Source organism: Citrobacter sp. TBCS-15 (assembly GCF_005280815.1).
Lineage (GTDB): Bacteria > Pseudomonadota > Gammaproteobacteria > Enterobacterales > Enterobacteriaceae > Citrobacter > Citrobacter werkmanii.
Genome location: NZ_SZWK01000120.1, coordinates 81,576 through 98,538 on the forward strand (window position 1 = coordinate 81,576; position 16,963 = coordinate 98,538).

Consider the following 16,963-nt stretch of genomic DNA (forward strand, 5'->3'; position numbering starts at 1 on the left):
CAACGGAGTGAATATGAGCGTATTACGTTCGTTATTAACTGCTGGGGTGCTGGCGTCAGGCCTGTTCTGGAGCCTGAGTGGAATCACTGCCACGCCAACGCCGCAGGAGTCGGATCAACGCTGGACGGTTACTCAGCAGCGTAATCCGGATGCTGCCTGTCTGGATTGTCACAAGCCGGATACCGAAGGCATGCATGGTAAACATGCGCAAGTCATTAACCCGAACAACAAACTGCCGGTCACCTGCACCAACTGTCACGGCCAGCCGTCACCGAACCACCGCGAAGGGGTGAAGGATGTGATGCGCTTTAATGAGCCAATGTACAATGTGGAGCAGCAGAACAGCGTCTGTATGTCCTGTCACCTGCCTGAGCAGTTGCAAAAAGCGTTCTGGCCGCACGATGTCCACGTCACAAAAGTAGCGTGCGCCAGCTGTCACTCACTGCATCCGAAGCAAGACACGATGCAGACGCTAAGCGATAAAGGACGGATCAAGATTTGCGTCGATTGCCACAGCGATCAGCGTAACAATCCGAACTTTAACCCGGCGTCGGTTCCGTTGCTTAAGGAGCATCCATGAGTTGCTCTCGTCGCCAGTTTATCACCGGCGTCGGCGCGCTGGTGGCAGTGAGCGGGACGGCGGGACGCGTTGTGGCAAAGACGTTGAACATCAACGGCGTGCGTTACGGTATGGTACATGATGAGTCATTATGCATCGGCTGCACGGCCTGCATGGATGCTTGTCGGGAAGTCAACAACGTACCGGAAGGCGTATCGCGCCTGACGATTATTCGCAGCGAGCCGCAGGGGACGTTTCCTGATGTGAAATATCGCTTTTTCCGCCACTCGTGCCAGCATTGTGACCATGCCCCCTGCGTTGACGTCTGCCCGACGGGGGCATCGTATCGCGATGCCGCCAACGGCATTGTGGATGTGAACCCTGACCTTTGCGTTGGCTGTCAGTACTGCATCGCCGCGTGTCCTTATCGCGTGCGCTTTATCCATCCGGTGAGCAAAACGGCGGATAAATGCGATTTCTGCCGGAAAACTAACCTGAAAGCGGGCAAACAGCCCGCCTGCGTTGAGTCATGTCCGACGAAGGCGCTGACGTTTGGTAATCTGGACGATCCCAACAGCGATATCTCCCGTTTGTTGCAGCAGAAAACCACCTACCGTTACAAGCTGGCGCTGGGCACAAAGCCGAAGGTCTACCGCGTTCCCTTTAAATATGGGGAGGTGAGCCAATGACACCCGCTTCTGCATTTCATTTTGAATCACTGGTGTGGGACTGGCCCATCGCCATCTATCTGTTCCTGATTGGCATCTCCGCCGGACTGGTGACGTTGGCGATTCTGCTGCGCCGCTTCCATCCGGAGGCGGGCGGTTCGGACAGCACGCTGCTGCGCACTACGCTGGTGTTAGGGCCGGGGGCGATTATCTTCGGTTTGCTGATTCTGGTATTCCACCTGACGCGGCCGTGGACCTTCTGGAAACTGATGTTCCACTACAGCTTCACTTCGGTGATGTCGATGGGGGTCATGCTGTTCCAGTTGTATATGGTGGTACTGGTGCTGTGGCTGGCAAAAATCTTTGAAAAAGAGGTGATTGCCCTGCAACAACGCTGGCTGCCGCGGTTAGGGATCGTGCAGAAAGCGCTGACGCTGATAACGCCGTTTCATCGTGCGCTGGAGACGTTAATGCTGGTGCTGGCGGTTCTGCTCGGGGCGTACACCGGGTTTCTGCTGTCGGCGCTGAAGTCCTACCCGTTCCTGAATAACCCGATTCTGCCGGTACTATTCCTGTTCTCCGGGATTTCCTCCGGCGCGGCGGTGGCGCTGATCGCCATGGCGTTACGCCATCGTAGCAACCCGCACAGCACTGAAGCGCACTTTGTGCATCGCATGGAGGTCCCGGTGGTATGGCTGGAGATCTTCCTGCTGGCGGCGTTCTTCGTCGGCCTGGCCCTGGGCGATGACGGCAAAATGCGCGCGCTGGCGGCGGCACTGGGCGGCGGATTCTGGACCTGGTGGTTCTGGCTTGGCGTGGCTGGGCTTGGGCTGATACTGCCGATGTTGCTAAAACCTTGGGCCAACCGCAGTTCGACGTTTCATGGCGTGCTGGCAGTATGCGGCGCCAGCCTGACCGGCGTACTGCTGCTGCGCTTTTTCATTCTCTATGCGGGTCAGCTAACCGTTGCGTAAGGTGATATCTGGACGTTCTCCTTCCTGAAGCCGGTTTTTTGGCGCTCTTATTAAGCCTCGGGGTCAACGTGTTGACCCCACTTGCCGTGTTGGTGGGGGTCCGCCAGCGCTGGCAGGGCGTGATGCGCCTGGCAAGCGTGGGCATATGGACGCAGTTTGCGCTGCTGCTGCTGGCTTTTGCTATTCTGGTATTCTGCTTTCTGACCAGCGATTTCTCGGTGGTGTATGTTGCCCAGCACAGCTACAGCCTGCTGCCCTGGGGATTAAAACTGGCGGCGGTATGGGGCGGTCATGAAGGATCGCTGCTGCTGTGGGTGCTGTTTCTTTCCGGCTGGAGCGCGCTGTTCGCTTTACGCGCCCGGCGTGAACAGGACGCGCTGTTTCCGCTGACGCTCAGCGTCCTGTCAATGGTGACGGCCCTGTTGCTGCTGTTTGTGGTGGTCTGGTCCGATCCCTTCGTGCGTATTTTCCCGCCTGCTATAGAAGGACGGGACCTTAACCCGATGCTGCAACATCTTGGGTTAATCCTCCACCCGCCGCTGCTGTACCTGGGTTACGGTGGTTTGATGGTAGCCGCGGGCGTGGCGCTGGCCTCACTGCTGCGCGGTGACTTTAACGCGCAGAGCGCCTGGGTGTGTTGGCGCTGGGCGCTGCCCGGCTGGTGCGCGCTGACGCTGGGGATAATCCTCGGTTCCTGGTGGGCCTACTGCGAGCTGGGCTGGGGCGGCTGGTGGTTCTGGGACCCGGTCGAAAATGCCTCCTTATTACCCTGGCTCTCCGCCAGCGCGCTGCTGCATAGCCTGTATGTCACGCGCCAGCGGGGGATCTTCCGCCATTGGTCGCTGTTGCTGGCGATTGTCACGCTGATCTTATCGCTGCTGGGGACGCTGATTGTGCGTTCCGGCATTCTCGTTTCGGTGCATGCTTTCGCGCTGGATAACGTGCGTGCCGCGCCGCTGTTTGCGCTGTTTAGCGTATTGAGCCTGGCGTCGCTGGGGCTGTACGCCTGGCGAGGCCAGCAAGTCCGCCAGAGTGCGCGTTTTGGCGGCTGGTCGCGCGAGATGCTGATTCTGGTCGCGCTATTACTTTTTTGCGCGGTGCTGCTGATTGTGCTGATTGGCACCCTCTATCCGATGATTTACGGGTTGTTTGGCTGGGGGCGGCTCTCCGTGGGCGCTCCGTACTTTAACCGCGCCACGCTGCCCTTTGGCCTGCTGATGCTGCTGGTTATCGTTCTGGCAACGATCAGAAGCCGCAAAGTCTCTGTGCGTTGTCAGCTTCCCGCACTGCTGGCGCATGCCGGGGTACTGGTGTTTGCGGCAGGGATCGTCTTTTCCAGCGGTAGTCGTCAGGAGATAAGCCTGAATCTGAGCCCCGGGCAGCAGGTGGATCTGGCGGGCTACATTTTCCGTTTTGAGCGTCTCGACCTGGAAGCCAAAGGTAACTACACCAGTGAAAAAGCGCTGATCACGTTGTGGCAAAATGAGCAGAGTATCGGTAGCCTGCAGCCTGAAAGGCGCTTCTATGCCGCGCGTCGTCAACAGATGATGGAGCCGGGTATCCGCTGGAATCTGATGCATGACTGGTACGCAGTGATGGGAGAAAAAACCGGACCGGACCGTTACGCCATGCGCTTATACGTGCAGACTGGCGTGCGCTGGATCTGGGGAGGGGGATTGTTGATGGTGTTTGGCGCGTTGCTGAGCGCATGGCGAGGGAGGAAGCATCCTGAGTTATTGCCTGATGGCGCTGCGCTTATCAGGCCTACGAGTGAAAAGCAGGGTAGGCCGGATAAGGCGTTCACGCCGCCATCCGGCAAAACGATGTTACTTTTGGCTTTACTGATTTTTCTGCCTTTTGCCACCCATGCCCAGGTGGTGGACACATGGACGTTTGCCAACCCGCAGCAGCAGGAGAAAGCGCTGTCTATTGCCAGTCAGCTGCGCTGTCCGCAGTGTCAGAACCAGAACTTGCTGGAATCCAATGCGCCCGTGGCGGTCAGTATGCGCCATCAGGTTTACAGCATGGTTGCCGAAGGTAAAAGCGAAGCAGAAATCACCGCCTGGATGACCGACCGCTATGGTGATTTCGTGCGCTACAACCCGCCGCTGAATGAGCAAACGCTGCTATTGTGGGCGCTGCCGTGCCTGCTGTTATTGCTGTTGGGCGTGGTGGTCTGGCGGGTGAGAAAGCGTCAGCGTGCGCAGGAGGATGAACAATGAGCCAGGCCGAACATTCCACTGCGCCGTTACGTCCAATGCCCGTGAAGCGGCTGGCTGTTGCGGTGGGGCTGATGGTTGTGGCCTGCATCGGCGGTTACCTGTTAACGCCAAAATGGCAGGCGGCACGTCAGGAGCAGGCGCGTCTGGCAGACCCCTTACATGCTTTTTCTGATGAAAATATTCAGGAAAAACGGCTGCTATCTCTGCAATCGCAAATTCGCGCTAATCCACAGGACGCCGTGAAATGGGCGCAACTGGGTGAGTACTATCTGTGGCAAAACGCGTATCATAATGCGCTGCTGGCCTACGAACAGGCGCTGCGTGTCGGCGGTGAAAATGCTGAGATCTATTCAGCGATGGCAACGGTATTGTATTACCAGGCCGGACAACATATGACGCCGCCCACTCGCGAGATGATTGATAAGGCTCTGGCGCTTGACCCGGCAGAGGTCACTGCGCTGATGCTGTTAGCTTCCGATGCGTTTATGCAGGCAGACTACGCCCAGGCTATTTCAGTGTGGCAAAAGGTTATGGATTTAAACTCGCCGAGGGTGAACCGGGCACAGCTCATTGACTCTATTAATATGGCGAAGTTGTTGCAGAATCGGCAAAAATAAATTTGTTTTATTTGTGATTTGTATCATTTTTCCTGTTTAAAAAACAGGCGAACGAACAAGCGAGCAAAAAAAACTCATATCCTGACTTCTTCATTTTTGATCATATTAAAATTCTTTTATAACAAAAAGTTATTCATCATTACCCCGATAAAATTGCATTTTTATGCAAATAATCAGCGAAAGGCCCTGTTCTCAGAGGGTTGCGCTGAATGCCATGCAGATGATAATGATAATAAGCGTTAAAAAACTCCATAAACGAACGCAACACAAATCATACCCTTTCAGTATGTACTATTCCCACGCGCTGCATGTGGAATAGCGCTCCATCGAGGAAGTCCGTTGTTATGAAAAATTTGAAAGTCAGCCTGGCATGGCAGATTCTAATCGCTATGGTGCTGGGCATTCTGCTAGGGAGTTACCTGCATTACCATAGTGACAGCCGTGAATGGCTGATTGTAAACCTGCTGTCTCCGGCGGGCGATATCTTTATCCACCTGATCAAAATGATCGTCGTACCAATTGTTATCTCTACGTTGATTGTCGGTATCGCCGGGGTGGGCGATGCCAAACAGCTGGGCCGTATTGGCGCCAAAACGATTATCTATTTCGAAGTGATCACCACCGTGGCGATTATCCTTGGTATCACGCTGGCGAACGTGTTCCAGCCCGGTACCGGGGTAGATATGTCGCAACTGGCAACCGTCGATATTTCGAAATATCAGAGCACCACCGCGGAAGTGCAGAGCCACGCGCATGGCCTGATGGGCACGATTTTGTCACTGGTGCCGACCAACATCGTCGCGTCGATGGCAAAAGGCGACATGCTGCCGATTATCTTCTTCTCGGTACTGTTCGGTTTAGGTCTGTCTTCTCTGCCGGCAACTCACCGCGAGCCGCTGGTTACCGTGTTCCGCTCGATCTCCGAAACCATGTTTAAAGTGACGCACATGGTGATGCGTTACGCGCCAGTCGGGGTTTTTGCGCTGATCGCTGTTACCGTCGCGAACTTCGGTTTTGCCTCCCTGTGGCCGCTGGCGAAGCTGGTGCTGTTGGTGCATTTCGCCATCCTGTTCTTCGCGCTGGTGGTGCTGGGGATCGTCGCGCGCATCTGCGGTTTGAGCATCTGGATCCTGATCCGCATTCTGAAAGACGAGCTGATTCTGGCCTACTCGACCGCCAGTTCCGAGAGCGTGCTGCCGCGTATTATCGAGAAGATGGAAGCCTACGGCGCACCGGCGTCAATCACCAGCTTTGTGGTGCCGACCGGTTACTCATTCAACCTTGATGGTTCAACGCTGTACCAGAGTATCGCCGCTATCTTTATTGCTCAGTTGTACGGTATCGATCTGTCGCTGTGGCAGGAAATCGTGCTGGTGCTGACGCTGATGGTGACCTCGAAAGGGATTGCGGGCGTGCCGGGCGTATCTTTTGTGGTGCTGCTGGCAACGCTCGGCAGCGTAGGGATCCCGCTGGAAGGTCTGGCGTTTATTGCCGGTGTTGACCGTATCCTCGATATGGCGCGTACTGCGCTGAACGTGGTGGGTAATGCGCTGGCCGTGCTGGTTATCGCCAAGTGGGAACATAAATTTGACCGCAAGAAAGCGCTGGCCTATGAGCGCGATGTGCTGGGTAAATTTGATAAGACCGCTAATCAGTAATTAATGACAGATTGCCGGATGGCGCTTGCGCCGCCATCCGGCAATGCAAACTATTACCCGTTGGTTAACTTATCAAACTCTTCGCAGCCGGTATCGAATCCTTCCATACAGCTCAGATTCAACCAGTGCAGCGCTTTCTGTTTATTCTTCTCGATAAAACCCTGCTCGCCGTTTAAGAACATCATCCCGGCCCAGTATTCGGAATAACCGGTGCGGGAAATGGCTGAACTACGCTTGAAATACCACGTCGCTTTCTCATCGTCAGCAGGAATGCCTACGCCGTTGGCGTAAATCAGCCCGAGCAGCATTTGCGCGTCGACGGCGGAGTCATTCTCCAGATCCTCGGAGGCGTTTTGCAGCAAGGTAATGGCTTTGGGGTAATCGGTGCGGCCTGCCTGGGTGTTCACCAGAATACGCGCCAGCGTAATTTCCCCAGCCTTACTGCCCGCCTGCGTCGCTTTTTCCGCCAGCGTTTTGGCCTGAGGGTAATCCAGACTGACCGGGTTGGTTATCTTAATCTGCGCCAACAAAGCATAGGCATCCGCATCACCGTTGTCGGCGGCTTTTTGCGCCCAGTATTCGGCTTTACTCAAATCGCCTGAACTGAACCAGGTATCGGCGAGAAAATACTGTGCGCGTCGGTCACCTGCCTCTGCTGCCTGTAAATACTGGCTTCCTGGCTCAGTATCACTGGCATGGGCAAAGAATGTCACGAGGAACATCAATGCAAGAAGTTGTTTCATTTTGAGTTTTATTTAGGGTACGGAATGAACAGTATAAAGAGATCGTATGGATAAAAAAACAGCCTCCGGGCGGAGGCTGTTGCAGAACAGGTACGTAAACGGACTAACCCATCGCGCTTTCGCGCAGGCTGGCTTTCAGCTTGGTGTACTCATCAATAACATACTGCTCGGCAGCGCGCTGATCGGCAATGCGTTCAACGTTAACGGCACAGTATTTGTACTCCGGCGTTTTGGTAATCGGGCTTAAGTTCTCGGTTACCAGTTCATTACATGCCCCAATCCACCACTGGTAGGTCATGTAAATCGCACCTTTGTTTGGACGATCGCTGACTGCCGCGCGGGTAATAACCCGCCCTTTACGTGAGTTAACCCACACCAGATCTTCATCCTGAATACCCAGACGCTCTGCGTCAGCGGTGTTGATCTGGGCATAACCAGGCTCATCCGCCAGCGCGGCCAGCGCCGCACAGTTACCGGTCATCGAACGGCAAGAGTAGTGGCCGACTTCACGCACCGTCGACAGTACCATCGGGTACTCTGGGGTGAGTTTGTCGATTGGCGCTACCCAGTCGCAGGTGAAGAACTGCGCCAGGCCGTTCGGGGTGTCAAATTTCTCTTTGAAGAGGTAAGACGTACCCTGGTCGGCATCTGAGGTGTCGCGGCAAGGCCACTGAATATAGCCCAGTTCGCCCATTTTCTCGTAAGTGGCGCCGTAGAAATCCGGGCACAGATGACGCAACTCGTCCCAGATTTCCTGGGTGTTGTTGTAGTGCATCGGGTAGCCCATACGGGTGGCGATTTCACTGATAATCTGCCAATCCGTTTTCAGATCCCACTTCGGCTCAACGGCTTTAAAGAAGCGCTGGAAGCCACGGTCAGCCGCAGAGAAGACGCCTTCATGCTCGCCCCATGACGTAGACGGTAAAATAACGTCTGCGGCAGCGGCGGTTTTGGTCATGAAGATATCCTGCACGATGACCAGTTCCAGATCCTCAAAGCCTTTGCGCACTGCGGAGAGCTCAGCATCGGTCTGTAATGGATCTTCACCCATAATGTACGCCGCGCGCACTTCGCCATGCGCCGCACGGTGCGGCAGTTCGCTGATGCGATAGCCAGTATGTGCAGGCAGGCTTTCCACGCCCCAGGCTTTAGCGAACTTCTCGCGGTTTTCCGGGAACTTAACGTACTGATAGCCCGGATAGGTATCCGGCAGCGCGCCCATGTCGCATGCGCCCTGAACGTTGTTCTGGCCACGAACCGGGTTAACGCCCACGCTTGGCTTACCGAGGTTACCAGTCAGCATCGCGAGGCTGGTCAGTGAACGCACGGTTTCCACACCCTGATAGAACTGGGTCACACCCATGCCCCACAGAATTGCCGCGCTTTTCGCCGTGGCGTACATACGCGCAGCCTGACGAATATCGTGCGCGCTAACGCCCGTGATATCTTCGACAGACTCCGGCGTATAGCCTTCGACAATCTTGCTGTACTCTTCGAATCCTTCCGTACGGGAGGCGACGAACGCCTGGTCGTACAGTTTTTCTTCGATGATGACATGCCCCATGGCGTTGAGCAGCGCGATGTTCGAGCCGTTTTTCAACGCGATGTGCATGTCGGCAATACGCGCGGTTTCAATTTTGCGCGGATCGCAGACGATAATTTTCGCCCCGTTACGTTTAGCGTTAATTACGTGATTCGCCACGATCGGGTGGGAATCCGCAGGGTTATACCCGAAGATGAACACTAAATCCGTGTTATCAATTTCATTGATAGCATTACTCATTGCGCCGTTACCGACCGATTGGTGCAGACCTGCAACCGAAGGGCCGTGTCAGACGCGAGCGCAGCAGTCAACGTTATTGGTACCAATAACGGCGCGCGCGAATTTTTGCATTACATAGTTGGTTTCGTTACCTGTACCGCGAGATGAACCGGTCGTCTGAATAGCGTCCGGGCCGTACTTCGCTTTGATGGCGCTCAGGCGATCGGCGACGTAATTCAGCGCTTCATCCCAGGAAACAGATTCCAGTTTGCCGCCACGCTGGCGACGGATCATTGGGGTTTTCAGGCGAGGGGTCAGGATCTGGGTATCATTAATAAAATCCCAGCCATAGTAGCCCTTCAGACACAGGGTACCCTGGTTGGTTTTCCCCTGCGCCGCCTCAGCCCGGACGATTTTGCCGTTATCGACCACCAGGTTGATTTTGCAACCTGATGCGCAATATGGGCAAACCGTGACGACTTTTTTCATCGGTCTCGCTCCAGTTAATCAAATCGCGCATACGCGCTTGTCGCTTTGCTTATGCATCTTTTATGCCATGTTTTTTTCAGGGGCATTAGTCGATATTACGGGCGATTTTTGGTCAAAACTCTGACGAAAAACAGGCTGTCGTCATATTTGACGTGACGAATCTCCAATACGTGACGGTCCGGCAGTGTGACCGAGGTTATGTTTCCCGCACAACCTTGTGCCTTATCGCTGTCACTCTGTGCAGAATCAATCACACTCATTTAAGTTGGCCAGAAATGGGGAAAAACAATGAAGCCAGCCATACTGGTTGTGGATGATGACGAGGCTGTCTGCACGCTATTACAGGACGTGCTGAGCGAGCACGTCTTTGCAGTGAGCGCGTGCCATAGCGGACAGGAGGCGCTGCGCTGCATTGAGACTCAGCCGGATATCGCTCTGGTATTGCTGGACATGATGTTGCCCGATATCAACGGTCTGATGGTGTTGCAGCAGGTGCAAAAGATGAGGCCTGGATTACCGGTAGTCATGCTGACGGGCTTAGGCAGCGAGTCGGATGTGGTCGTCGGGCTGGAAATGGGCGCTGACGACTACATCGGCAAACCGTTCAATGCGCGGGTGCTGGTGGCGCGGGTAAAGGCGGTGCTCAGACGCGTTGGCGTGTTGACGCCTGAAAGCGGCAGTCCGCAAACCACGGGACTTTCCTTTAATGGCTGGCATCTGGATACCGCCGGTTGCCAGTTACATAACCCTCAACAACTGAAGGTGGAGCTGACGCAGGGCGAATACAGCCTGCTGCTGGCGCTGGCGCAAAACGCTCGTCGGGTGCTCAGCCGTGAGCAATTGCTGGAACTGACGCGCAGCGACAGCGTTGAGGTGTTTGACCGCACCATTGACGTGTTAATCATGCGGCTGCGGCGCAAAATAGAGAACAACCCGCATCAGCCAATGCTGATCAAAACCCTGCGCGGGCTGGGCTATGTGTTTGCCGCCGATGTGCAGCATCACGATAAAGCGGCGTGATCGTCAGGCATCAGCCATAGTCGCTTTTAACTCTGCCAGCGTTTTCGCGCCATCTATCGCGTTAGCGCACAGCAAGCTTGCCCGCGCACAGGCGTGCGCCAATCTGATGCTGTCTGCCAGCGACCAGCGCTCATGACAGCCATACAAAAATCCGGCGCAAAACGCATCTCCTGCGCCGACGCTGCCGACAATCTCTTCTTGCGCCAGTAACTGTGACGGTATCCAGACGCCCGGCAGATCCGGCGCTTCACCCCAGGCACCTTCCGGACAGTGGATCACCACCCGCTGGCGCACGCCTGCATCCAGCAGTTCGCGCGCGGCGGTAGCGATATGGGGAATATGCAGCTCGCCGTTGGGCTGGCGAATCTCCAGCTCGCTGAACTCCCCGGCCTCCAGCTCGTTAATCACCAGATAGTCGAGATAGCGCAGGGCCGGCATCACCAGTGGTTGGTAGCGCGGATCGCCCTTACGCGAGACCAGATCCAACGACGTTTCAAAGCCGTTGTCGCGCATTTGCGCCAGCAGCCGTGCGCTACGCGTCCCGTACTCCTCATCCGGCATGTCCAGACTGTCGAGCAGCAGCAGATAGCCAAGATGGAAGATTTTCATCGAGGTATCCAGTTGCTCAAAGGCGGGTAAATCCAGTAGTCGATTGGCACCGGGCGAATGAAAAAAAGTGCGCTGACCGCTGGGATCGGTCATCACCTGCGACATCGATGTGGGGGCGAATGTGGTGCGCTGCACATGTTGGCGATTAACGTGATACTGCTCCAGCATCGCCATGATGTAGTCGCCGTCGCTGTCCTGACCGATTAATCCCACCGCCTGCAACGGCAGCCCAGTGTGCATTTTTGCCAGCGTCAGCAGCACGTTCAGCGGCGCACCGCCCGTGGCGCGTTCGCTACGAGTGATTTCTGCCAGCCAGCCGCGTTCCGGCCACTGCACAATTTGATGGACATGATCGACCAGCATGTTACCTGCGGCGATAACGCCTTTGCGTTCCATCAGACCTGCCCCGCACTGCCAAAAATGCGCATTTGTTCAGAAATGGTATCGGTAATGGCCTCTTCAATGGCCAGCAGCAGTTCGGCAAACTCGTCGTACAGCGGCTGGCGATTGGCCATCCGCGACTCTACCGCTGTCAGCGCCGCCTGCGACATGCCGGTGTAGAAGTTGATTTTGTGAATACCGAGTTCAATTGCACGCTTGAAATCGTTATCGCTGATGCCTGAACCGCCGTGCAGTACCAGCGGGATCGCCGCCTGCTGGCGAATAGCGTCCAGACGCGGGAAGTCGAGTTCCGGTTCGCCTTTATATTTGCCGTGCGCATTGCCAATGGCGACCGCCAGCGCGTCAATCCCGGTTCTGTCGACGAAATCACGCGCCATCATCGGGTCGGTAAACAACGACTCGTCAGCATGACCGTACAGCGCGCCGCCCTCATCACCGCCCACCGCACCCAGTTCGGCTTCCACCGAGACGCCGACGGCATGACACATCTTCACCACTTCGCGGGTCTGGCGGATATTTTCTTCATACTCCAGCGTGGAGCCATCGAACATCACTGAACTGAAACCTAAGCGTAGCGCCCGCACCACTGACTCAAAGTGCAGGCCGTGGTCAAGGTTCAGCACCACCGGAATGTCGTGCCTGGCGGCTTCGAATTTGACCGCTTCGACCAGAGAATCCAGCGAGATATATTTAAAATGCACCTCGGCGATGTTGATTATAAACGGCGAACGTTCCTGTTTAGCCGCGGCAAACAGGGCGCGCAGGAAATGCGAGTCCAGAACGTTAAATGCGCCTAATGCATAGCGGTGCTCACGGGCATGGGCGAGGCCATCGGCGAGAGATATCAACGGCATAATGCGCTCCTTGGTTAGCGGAACAGGCGATATTCGTTACACAGCACCAGCTGCGCCGGTTCATCTTCTTCAATGTCGTTATAGCGGGTGATAGGTTGCAGAAAATGGTTATCGTGGTCGTCGTCATTAATAGATGAGACCTCGCCAACCAGCACGTCGCCAAAACCTTTTTCCGCCCAGAAGCTGTGATACAGGCCCGGCGGCAGGCAGATGCTCTCACCCGGCGTCAGGCGCAGTTGGCTGCCCGCGGCATGGGTTTGCCGACAGCCGTCAATCACCACGTTCACGTCGCTGTCCTCCGTTTGCTCCCGCAGCCCCGCATTCCACAGTTCCACTATTAAATTACCGCCGCCACGATTGATAATGTCTTCGCGTTTGCGCCAGTGAAAATGCATCGGCGTGACCTGCGCCTCGCGAACATGCATGATTTTCTCGGCGTAGCATTTCTCGTAAGGCATACCTTTCGGCGAGCCATTACGCAGGGTGAACAGCGTTAACCCTTGCGCGGCGAAATTGTTGCCGCCAAAGGCGGTGACATCCCAACCGAGCTTAAGGTCGAAAACTTCGCTCCAGGCAGAAGCATCAAGCTTGCGCCATTGGGTCGGCGGGAAACTGGCGAAAGGGGGGAGGTGCACGTCGTGCAGAGAAAAAAACTGGCGCGTGTGGCCAAGGATTTCGTTTATTGCGGAGCGTTTCATCGCAGAATTCTCCTTAGAATAATGCCGGATGGCGCTGCGCTTCTCCGGCCTACAAATTCATACCGATCTTGTAGGCCGGAGAAGGCATTTTTGCCGCTATCCGACGTTGCTGTGGCGGGTTATTTCACCGTCCAACCTTTATAATTGGCAACGTTGTTTTTATCGATCATTGTCACCGGGATCAGCACGGGCTCTTTTGGGGCGGGTTTCCCCTGCAGTATGTCATAGCCGATTTCGACCGCTTTGGCAGCCATCACCTGCGGATCTTGTGCCGGCGTCGCCACAAATAATGAGTTTTCGCGCTTCAGCGCCTCTTCACCGTCTGGCGATCCGTCGACGCCGACAATAAAGAATTCGTTACGCTGCGCCTGTTTTGCCGCCAGATCGGCACCGATCGCCGTGGGATCGTTAATGGCGAATACACCGTCGATCTTCGGATTTGCCGCCAGCAGCGCGGTCATGATCTCCAGCCCGCCCTCGCGGCTGCCTTTGGCGTTTTGGTTATACGACAGCACCTTGATGTCCGGATGTCGTTTGAACTCGGTCTGGCAGCCTTCCACACGGTTCTGGACGGCGGAAACCGGCGGTCCGTTGATGATGACGACGTTGCCTTTCCCTTTCAGACGGTCGGTAATGTATTTGCAGGCCATTTCACCCGCCTGAGTGTTATCGGAGGTGATGGTCGCGTCTGCGCCTTCCGCCGCCACGTCAACGGCCACCACCACAATCCCGGCGTCTTTCGCGCGTTTTACCGCCGGACCGATGCCTTTGGAGTCCGCGGCGTTAAGGATAATCATGTCGACTTTGGCGGCAATAAAGTTGTCGATTTGCGACACCTGTTGCCCCAGATCGTAGCCGCTGGAGACCAGCGTCACTTTGACGCTATCACCCGCCAGTTTACGTGCCTCCAGCTCCGCGCCTTTGGTTATTTGCACGAAGAATGGGTTCGCCAGGTCGCCCACCGTAACGCCGATCGATTTCAGTTCTTTTGCCTGCACAAACGGAGCTGCAGCAAGCAGTGCGCCAGCACAGAGCGCGGTCACTAATGGCTTCAAACGCATACTCGTTTCCTCACGTAGGGTATTGTTGTTATCGGCCGGACAAAGCGATTACGCCGCCATCCGGCAAGCTTGTCTATGCACTTTGATGGTGTCGGGTACGGTATTTGTCGATCAGCACCGCTATGATGATCACCGCCCCTTTGATCACCAGTTGCCAGAAATAGGAGACGCCCATTAGCGTCATGCCGTTATTGAGCGTGGCGATGATCAGCGCCCCCACCAGCGTGCCGGTGATGGTGCCGATCCCGCCGACAAAGCTGGTGCCGCCGAGGATTACCGCCGCGATGGCGTCCAGCTCGTAACCCATACCTAAGTTGCCGTTGGCGCTGTACAGCCGCGAGGCGCTCATCACCCCGCCCAGACCTGAAAGCAAACCGCTGATGCCGTAGACGAACAGCAGCACCAGCCATACTTTGATCCCGGTTAAGCGTGCGGCCTGCATGTTGCCGCCGACCGCGTAGATATGTACGCCGAGCGTGGTGCGGCGCAGAATAAACCAGCACACCACCACCACCGCCAGCGCAATGACCACCAGCCACGGAACCGGGCCGAGATAGTTGTTGCCGATCCATTCAAAGCTGATGTTGGAGTTAATCACCGTGGTGCCATCGGCCAGCAGATAGGCCGCGCCGCGCAGCGCGGTATAGGTTCCAAGCGTGACGATAAACGGCGGCAGCCCGGCAAAAGCCACCAGCGCACCGTTAAACAGCCCCAGCACCAGGCCGAGCATCAGCGCAGCCGGAATCGACAGCATGGCAAACTCAGGAATAAGAGAAACGACCATCGCCGCTACGGCGGTGGTGCCGAGAATCGAGCCAACTGAGAGATCGATCCCGCCGGTCAAAATGATAAAGGTCATGCCAGCCGCCAGCACGATATTGATCGAGGCCTGGCGGGTAATATTCAGCAGGTTGCTCTCGGTGAAAAAATTGGGCGCAATAAAACCAAATACCGCCACAATCAGGATCAAAATCGGTAAGATGCCGACCGTTTGCATCAGATCGCTCATCAGCATCTTTTTTGCGGTGGTGGATTTCGCCACCTGCTGGGGAGTGGTTGGATTATTCATGGGGCACCGCCTGATGATGGGAGTCGTTCACGCCGGTCGCCAGCGTCATAATATTTTCCTGGGTAATACTTTGTCCGTTCAGCTCGCCGGCAATGCTGCCTTCGCGCATGACGTACACGCGATCGCTCATGCCAACGACTTCCGGCAATTCGCTGGAGATCATCAGGATCGCCACGCCTTTGCGCGCCATGTCGTTCATGATCCGGTAGATCTCGCTTTTCGCGCCAACGTCTACTCCGCGCGTGGGTTCATCGAGGATCAAAATGCGTGGGCCGATCGCCACCCAGCGTGAGATCAATAATTTTTGCTGATTGCCGCCGGACAGCCCACCTGCGCGTACCTGCGCGTGCGGCACGCGAATGTTGAGCAGTTTGATAGCGTCATCGGAAATGGCCTGCGCCTTTTTGCGATCGAGCATGCCCCAGTTGGCATCGCGTTCCAGCGTCGCCATGGTGATGTTCTCTGCTGCCGCCAGTTCTAAAAACAGCCCCTGTTCTTTGCGGTTCTCGGTCAGAAAGCCGATGCCGTGATCAATCGCTTCGCGCGGGGAGTGGATCACCACCGGTTCACCGTCTACTTCAATCATGCCGCCGATGGCTTTACGCACGCCAAAAATCAGCTGCGCCAGTTCGGAGCGCCCGGCGCCAACTAACCCGGCGAGGCCGACGATCTCCCCGGAGCGCACCAACAAGCTGCACGGCTGGACTTTATGGCCGTCGGTCAGGTGGTGGACGTTGAGGCGCGCTTTCCCTAAGGGAATATCGCGCTCTTTGTTGAACAGATCGCTTAGCGGACGGCCCACCATCATGCGCACCAGCTCCGCGGCGTTGAGCTTGTCGCGGGTCAGGCTACCGACGTATTGCCCGTCGCGCAGGACGCTGACGCGATCGGAAAGTTCGTACACTTCCGCCATGCGGTGGCTGATGTAAATAATCGCCATCCCTTCATCGCGCAGGCGCATGATCAGTTCGAACAGGCGGTGGGTTTCACGTGACGAAAGGGCGGCGGTGGGTTCATCCATCACCAGAATGCGGCTGTTACGGTGCAGAGCGCGGGCGATTTCCACCTGCTGCTGTTCGGCGATAGTCAACGTCATCACACGGTCGCTGGCCTTAAACTGGGCGCCGAGTCGGTCGATGACTTTCTGCGACTGCAGCACCATCTCTTTACGCTGGACCAGACCGCCGCGCGACAGCTCGCTGCCAAGAAAGATATTTTCCGCCACCGTCAGGTTGGGCGCCAGCTGCATCTCCTGATAAATCAGCGTGATGCCCGCGCTGAGCGCATCTTTTGGTCCACGAATGTGGAACGGCTGACCGTCAATCAGGATCTCGCCGCTGGTGGCGGTATAGGCACCCGCGAGGATCTTCATCAGGGTGCTTTTCCCCGCGCCATTCTCGCCCATCAGGGCATGAATCTCACCCGGCCAGACGGTTAAATCGACCCCTTTCAGCGCGTAAAATTTGCCAAACGCTTTGGCAATGTTGCGCATCTCCAGAACCGGTGTCCTGCTCATAGCGGATCTCCTGTGAGGTGGCCGATATCAGCAGTCCATCAC

At 56.0% G+C, this 16,963-nt stretch carries 15 protein-coding genes; 7 read left to right on the plus strand and 8 right to left on the minus strand.

Annotated features, from left to right (window positions below):
• Positions 1-13 precede the first annotated feature (13 nt).
• From nrfB to gltP, 6 genes are all read left to right on the plus strand, one after another.
• Entirely contained in the window at positions 14-580 is a 567-nt protein-coding gene (gene nrfB, locus FDW96_RS11425) for a cytochrome c nitrite reductase pentaheme subunit (protein WP_038636307.1), read from the plus strand.
• Positions 577-1,248, plus strand: a complete 672-nt coding sequence (gene nrfC, locus FDW96_RS11430; RefSeq protein ID WP_038636309.1) for a cytochrome c nitrite reductase Fe-S protein — start codon at positions 577-579, stop codon at positions 1,246-1,248. The genes nrfB and nrfC overlap by 4 nt, the downstream gene beginning before the upstream one ends.
• The gene (gene nrfD / locus FDW96_RS11435; protein ID WP_006688269.1) at positions 1,245-2,201 is read left to right on the plus strand and encodes a cytochrome c nitrite reductase subunit NrfD; all 957 of its coding nucleotides are present in this window, start codon (positions 1,245-1,247) and stop codon (positions 2,199-2,201) included. Before nrfC ends, nrfD begins: the two co-directional genes overlap by 4 nt.
• Before the next feature lie 8 nt (positions 2,202-2,209).
• A complete protein-coding gene (nrfF, locus tag FDW96_RS11440; protein ID WP_137365716.1) occupies positions 2,210-4,423 on the plus strand; it encodes a heme lyase NrfEFG subunit NrfF in 2,214 nt (737 codons plus the stop codon).
• Positions 4,420-5,040, plus strand: a complete 621-nt coding sequence (nrfG, locus tag FDW96_RS11445) for a heme lyase NrfEFG subunit NrfG (RefSeq protein ID WP_042312961.1) — start codon at positions 4,420-4,422, stop codon at positions 5,038-5,040. Before nrfF ends, nrfG begins: the two co-directional genes overlap by 4 nt.
• A gap of 344 nt (positions 5,041-5,384) precedes the next feature.
• Positions 5,385-6,698, plus strand: a complete 1,314-nt coding sequence (gene gltP, locus FDW96_RS11450) for a glutamate/aspartate:proton symporter GltP (RefSeq protein WP_038636320.1) — start codon at positions 5,385-5,387, stop codon at positions 6,696-6,698.
• 53 nt (positions 6,699-6,751) lie between these two features.
• On the opposite strand, the gene yjcO is transcribed toward gltP, so the two are convergent.
• Together yjcO and fdhF are read right to left on the minus strand one after the other, a co-directional pair.
• Positions 6,752-7,441 (minus strand): Sel1 family TPR-like repeat protein YjcO, encoded by a 690-nt coding sequence (gene yjcO / locus FDW96_RS11455; RefSeq protein WP_079225656.1) that lies wholly within the window; start codon positions 7,439-7,441, stop codon positions 6,752-6,754.
• Positions 7,442-7,544: 103 nt separating this feature from the next.
• Positions 7,545-9,692 carry a formate dehydrogenase subunit alpha gene (fdhF, locus tag FDW96_RS11460; protein ID WP_079225655.1) on the minus strand — a complete coding sequence of 716 codons (2,148 nt, stop codon included), beginning with the start codon at positions 9,690-9,692 and terminating at the stop codon, positions 7,545-7,547.
• Positions 9,693-9,980: 288 nt separating this feature from the next.
• Here fdhF and FDW96_RS11465 point away from each other — a divergent pair, with 288 nt between their 5' ends.
• On the plus strand, positions 9,981-10,712 hold the full coding sequence (locus tag FDW96_RS11465) for a response regulator (RefSeq protein ID WP_042312951.1): 732 nt from the start codon (positions 9,981-9,983) through the stop codon (positions 10,710-10,712).
• Between the two features lie 3 nt (positions 10,713-10,715).
• On the opposite strand, the gene FDW96_RS11470 is transcribed toward FDW96_RS11465, so the two are convergent.
• The 6 genes from FDW96_RS11470 to FDW96_RS11495 all read right to left on the minus strand — a co-directional run bounded on the left by FDW96_RS11470 (position 10,716) and on the right by FDW96_RS11495 (position 16,921).
• Positions 10,716-11,720, minus strand: a complete 1,005-nt coding sequence (locus FDW96_RS11470; protein ID WP_137365717.1) for a carbohydrate kinase family protein — start codon at positions 11,718-11,720, stop codon at positions 10,716-10,718.
• Positions 11,717-12,577: a ketose 1,6-bisphosphate aldolase gene (locus FDW96_RS11475; RefSeq protein WP_137365718.1), complete on the minus strand. Its 861-nt coding sequence runs from the start codon at positions 12,575-12,577 to the stop codon at positions 11,717-11,719. Before FDW96_RS11475 ends, FDW96_RS11470 begins: the two co-directional genes overlap by 4 nt.
• Positions 12,578-12,591: 14 nt before the next feature.
• A complete protein-coding gene (locus FDW96_RS11480; RefSeq protein WP_042312945.1) occupies positions 12,592-13,275 on the minus strand; it encodes a D-lyxose/D-mannose family sugar isomerase in 684 nt (227 codons plus the stop codon).
• A 119-nt stretch (positions 13,276-13,394) separates the two neighbouring features.
• Positions 13,395-14,336: an ABC transporter substrate-binding protein gene (locus FDW96_RS11485; protein ID WP_042312943.1), complete on the minus strand. Its 942-nt coding sequence runs from the start codon at positions 14,334-14,336 to the stop codon at positions 13,395-13,397.
• Between the two features lie 73 nt (positions 14,337-14,409).
• Positions 14,410-15,405 (minus strand): ribose ABC transporter permease, encoded by a 996-nt coding sequence (locus FDW96_RS11490; RefSeq protein WP_038636347.1) that lies wholly within the window; start codon positions 15,403-15,405, stop codon positions 14,410-14,412.
• Complete coding sequence (locus FDW96_RS11495) at positions 15,398-16,921, minus strand: sugar ABC transporter ATP-binding protein (protein WP_042312939.1); 1,524 nt, start codon at positions 16,919-16,921, stop codon at positions 15,398-15,400. The genes FDW96_RS11490 and FDW96_RS11495 overlap by 8 nt, the downstream gene beginning before the upstream one ends.
• Positions 16,922-16,963: the final 42 nt, after the last annotated feature.

What these genes read in the sequence shown, in the direction of transcription:
- yjcO (WP_079225656.1), bottom strand. Translation starts at nt 7,441, where the DNA reads ATGAAACAACTTCTTGCATTGATGTTCCTCGTGACATTCTTTGCCCAT.
- FDW96_RS11465 (WP_042312951.1), top strand. Translation starts at nt 9,981, where the DNA reads ATGAAGCCAGCCATACTGGTTGTGGATGATGACGAGGCTGTCTGCACG.
- FDW96_RS11490 (WP_038636347.1), bottom strand. Translation starts at nt 15,405, where the DNA reads ATGAATAATCCAACCACTCCCCAGCAGGTGGCGAAATCCACCACCGCA.
- nrfG (WP_042312961.1), top strand. Translation starts at nt 4,420, where the DNA reads ATGAGCCAGGCCGAACATTCCACTGCGCCGTTACGTCCAATGCCCGTG.
- FDW96_RS11480 (WP_042312945.1), bottom strand. Translation starts at nt 13,275, where the DNA reads ATGAAACGCTCCGCAATAAACGAAATCCTTGGCCACACGCGCCAGTTT.
- nrfD (WP_006688269.1), top strand. Translation starts at nt 1,245, where the DNA reads ATGACACCCGCTTCTGCATTTCATTTTGAATCACTGGTGTGGGACTGG.
- FDW96_RS11495 (WP_042312939.1), bottom strand. Translation starts at nt 16,921, where the DNA reads ATGAGCAGGACACCGGTTCTGGAGATGCGCAACATTGCCAAAGCGTTT.
- nrfB (WP_038636307.1), top strand. Translation starts at nt 14, where the DNA reads ATGAGCGTATTACGTTCGTTATTAACTGCTGGGGTGCTGGCGTCAGGC.
- nrfC (WP_038636309.1), top strand. Translation starts at nt 577, where the DNA reads ATGAGTTGCTCTCGTCGCCAGTTTATCACCGGCGTCGGCGCGCTGGTG.
- gltP (WP_038636320.1), top strand. Translation starts at nt 5,385, where the DNA reads ATGAAAAATTTGAAAGTCAGCCTGGCATGGCAGATTCTAATCGCTATG.
- FDW96_RS11475 (WP_137365718.1), bottom strand. Translation starts at nt 12,577, where the DNA reads ATGCCGTTGATATCTCTCGCCGATGGCCTCGCCCATGCCCGTGAGCAC.
- FDW96_RS11485 (WP_042312943.1), bottom strand. Translation starts at nt 14,336, where the DNA reads ATGCGTTTGAAGCCATTAGTGACCGCGCTCTGTGCTGGCGCACTGCTT.